The following is a 3,751-nucleotide window of genomic DNA, read 5'->3' as shown; positions in this document are numbered from 1 at the left end:
CTTACGGCGAATAGTTAAATATCATCTGAAGTTATGCTAATGCAATCAAGACTAATACGGGATTATTAAAGAGATTTTTAACTTTTCTCTAGCATTATTAGTTGTCCTGACAATTCGCTAATATTATATTTTTGAAAAAAATCTTGTTTAATTCCTGGTTGCAATTCCGCGGAGATAGCCTCTACACTTTTAGCACAGCGTTGTAAATATTCTCCCGCTTCATTGACAAAGCCTCCTTTTTGTCCCCCCGTACCCCAAGCACAGGATAAACAAGCGCTTTTATGATTAAGAGTTTGCCATAATTTTAAACCTTGGGGTGAGAGGGTTTTTTCTACCCAATATTGAATTACAGATAAACCGCCCCCGGCTTCTGAGTTAGACTGATTTTGGGGTATATTATCCATATTTTTTACTTACTTGACTCATGGTAATTTCACTATAATTATATTCACTATTTTATCTGATCTAAATAGAATTGAGATCCCCGACTTCTTGTTTATTTTGTCAATAAATTATAAGTTGATCTAAGAAGTCGGGGATTTGGGTCAATTATTCAGCCGTTTTATTAGCTGCACGATTAGCGCGAGCTTCTGCTGAAGCCATGACTTCAGCAAAGTTTTCTACAACTTCTCCTGGGAAGTTTTCTAAAGCTCTTGTCGAAATAGCAACTCTACCTTTACCTTCGTCTAAATCAATAATTACAGCTTTAATTGGTTGACCAATCTGAAAGACTTTATCCAAAGAATCAATGAATTTTTGGCTAACTTGTTTGATGTGTAATAAGGCGCTGACACCATTCAAATCTACAAATACACCAAAAGGTTTGATGCCGGTAATTTTTCCTTCTACTAATTGACCTAGTTCTAATAAACTGAAACTGCTAGAACGAGTGGCTAAACGCTGGGAAAGAACAAGTTTTTTCGTTTCAAGATTAACTTCTAAAAAGCCTGTGGTGAGAGTTTGTCCTTTGAGTGCTTCTAGGTGATCACGTTCGACTAGATGAGATCGCGGAATAAAACCCCGTAACCCCAGCAGATCAACAGTAACGCCTCCTTTATTGATACCAGTTACCCGCACTTGTACAGTTTGGGAATTCTCCTGCATTTCTAACACTTTTTCCCAAATTTGCTTAACTTCCAATTGCTTGCGCGAAATGGTAACTTGACCTTCTGCATCCTGATCCCGAATAATTAAAAACTCTAGTTCCTCATTCATCGGTAATACTTCCGATAAATCAGTTACTGTTCTCAAAGAAGCCTCATCGTGGGGAAGAAATGCAGACGATTTGCCACCAATATCAACATAAGCGCCATTATGGTCAATTTGAAACACTTTGCCGCTTACAACTTGCCCTTTTTGAAATTGGTAATCGTGTTTTTCCAGTGCTTTAGCAAAATCGTCCATTGAAAAAGACGAATTGGCTATTTGAGAAAGTTTTGATTCGGAATTCATGACTTTAGAAGATAAATTGTTATTTGTTAGTTGTCAGTGGTCAGTTGTTTTTCACTAACTACTGAGTAAGGATTGGCTAGATGATCAGAGTAGTTGGCTAAAAAGTTGTTGGACTTGTTGCCAAGCATCCGCCGCAGCTTTAGGATTATAACTGGCACGACGGTCACAGAAAAATCCGTGTTCAGATCCATCGTAACGAAAGACACGATGAGAAATATTATATTTTGCAAATTCGGCGGCAATTTCGTCTACCTGTTCTGGAGGAATACTCCCATCTTCGTTACCAAAAAAGGTGTAGATAGTGCCTTTAATCTCCTTTGTGCGGCTAATAGTGGGCTTTCCACCACCGGGAGTACGAGTAGTAATTCCGGCACCGTAAAAGGCGGCGGTGGCTTTAATATCAGAGAGGGTGGCGGCTAAGTAGGCGACGTGACCGCCAAAACAAAAGCCAATACAACCAAAACTATCTTTTTTGACTTGGGGGAAGGTTTTGAGGTAGTTAATAGCTGCTTGAATATCACTCAAAAGCTGAGAAGCTGTGCTTTGTGACCAGGCGTATTTTCTGCCTAGTTCCACATCATGGGGGGTATAACCGGTTTCAAATCCCGGTGCTTGACGTTGAAACAGTGCCGGAGCGATCGCTACATATCCCAGTTTAGCAATCCGTTCTGTCACATCCCGAATATGAGCATTAACCCCAAAAATCTCCTGTAAAACGACTATTCCTGGGTAAACACCGACTGCTGTTGGTTGAGCTAAATAACCATCAATTTGCAAATTATTTTCAGGAATTTGAATTTTTTTAGTCTGTATTGCGTGTTCTGTCATAATTAAAGTTATTAGTTAAGGGAACAGGGAAGAGGCAAGAGGGCAATAATTTCATTCTTCATTCTGATAGCGCGGCGTGGCGTTGGCCATACTCCTGAACTTCTGAACTTCTGCACGGGCGAAGCATTCGGACGATCAATGGTCAATTTTCGCCTAAGGCTATTTTCCGAATGCTTCGCCCCTACTAGGCGTATTCTTCTTTGGTAATATTTTTTGAGCAAGTTAACCCATCAATAATATATTTAACAAATATATTTAACAGGTAGCTTATAGCGATTTGTATAAGTCTTATGGAGCAGAATTAGTAATGATTCAATTCCGTATTCAGCCAGATAGTGAAATTCCCGCATCTAACCAACTGTTTAATCAAATCCGATTTGCGATCGCCTCCGGGCAATATCCACCTGCATATAAACTACCCAGCACCAGGGCTTTAGCAATGCAAACAGGATTACATCGCAATACTATCAGCAAAGTTTACCGTCAGTTGGAGGAAGAAGGATTTGTTGAAAGTCTGACAGGTTCAGGAATCTATGTTCGCACCCAAGGTCATGAGGGAGGCAGTAAATCACAGTCTCCCATTCTCAAACAACATCCTGAAGCCCATAAAGTAGTCCAACAAGCACTAGATGACTTATTAGGTCAAGGTTGTTCCCTCAATCAAGCGCGAGAACTATTTTTAGCTGAAGTAGACTGGCGTTTGCGCTGCAGTGCCAGAGTATTAGTCGTCACACCATCTCAAGATATTGGTGCTGGCAAATTAATGGTGGGTGAATTAGAAGAATCTCTACAAATTCCCGTCCAGCTAGTAGCCATGGAAGAATTGATCGCGGTTCTAGATCAAACGACTTCAGCTACAGTAGTCACCAGTCGTTATTTTATCGGTGAAGTAGAGGCGATCGCTGCCCCCAAAGCAGTCCGTGTCATTCCTCTAGATATTCACGATTATGGCAAAGAACTTAATGTAGTTAAAAGCCTAGCTAAATCTAGTTGTATAGGCATAGTTAGCCTCAGTCCCGGTATTCTCAGAGCCACAGAAGTCATTCTGCACGGTTTACGAGGCGATGAAATATTAGTGATGACTTCCCAACCCAAGGATGCTTATAAACTACACGCGATTGTCAAACGATCAGAACTTATATTTTGTACTGATCAAATCAGCTACTTAACTGCCCAAGCAGCTATCCAAACAGCCTTAGAAGACCTAATTCGTCCCCCTAAACTCATTCGCTGTGAAAACTACATTGGTACACTGTCAATTAATTTGCTCAAGCGAGAATTAGGTTTAATTTGACGGAAAAACTGGAGATTTTGGATTTGTAAGTATTCAGCTATAGCAATCCTTTATACCAATATCCCCGACTTTTTTAATTTATTCTGTCCATAATATATAGCGTTTCCCAGTCTAATAAAGTACAAAATTATCTGCGTTTATCTGTGTACCCTTCGGGAAGCAAGCTACAATTATTAC

The 3,751-nt window shown here is 40.0% G+C and carries 3 protein-coding genes and 1 pseudogene; 1 reads left to right on the top strand and 3 read right to left on the bottom strand.

Annotation, left to right across the window (positions count from 1 at the left end; all coding sequences use genetic code 11):
- Positions 1-110: 110 nt before the first annotated feature.
- From CUN59_RS10275 to CUN59_RS10265, 3 genes and pseudogenes are all read right to left on the bottom strand, one after another.
- A pseudogene (locus CUN59_RS10275) lies at positions 111-404 on the bottom strand (FdhF/YdeP family oxidoreductase); the annotation flags it as partial.
- Positions 405-549: 145 nt separating this feature from the next.
- Positions 550-1,452, bottom strand: a complete 903-nt coding sequence (locus CUN59_RS10270; protein ID WP_104387755.1) for a S1 RNA-binding domain-containing protein — start codon at positions 1,450-1,452, stop codon at positions 550-552.
- A gap of 84 nt (positions 1,453-1,536) precedes the next feature.
- Positions 1,537-2,280, bottom strand: coding sequence for a dienelactone hydrolase family protein (locus tag CUN59_RS10265; protein ID WP_104387754.1), 744 nt, complete (start codon positions 2,278-2,280; stop codon positions 1,537-1,539).
- A 307-nt stretch (positions 2,281-2,587) separates the two neighbouring features.
- Between CUN59_RS10265 and CUN59_RS10260 the strand changes: the two genes are divergently transcribed.
- Positions 2,588-3,574: a GntR family transcriptional regulator gene (locus CUN59_RS10260; protein ID WP_104387759.1), complete on the top strand. Its 987-nt coding sequence runs from the start codon at positions 2,588-2,590 to the stop codon at positions 3,572-3,574.
- Positions 3,575-3,751: the final 177 nt, after the last annotated feature.

Source organism: Cuspidothrix issatschenkoi CHARLIE-1, from assembly GCF_002934005.1.
Classification (GTDB): Bacteria; Cyanobacteriota; Cyanobacteriia; order Cyanobacteriales; family Nostocaceae; genus Cuspidothrix; species Cuspidothrix issatschenkoi.
The sequence above is the reverse complement of the archived record's forward strand: the minus strand, read 5'-3'. Positions and strand labels throughout refer to the sequence as shown.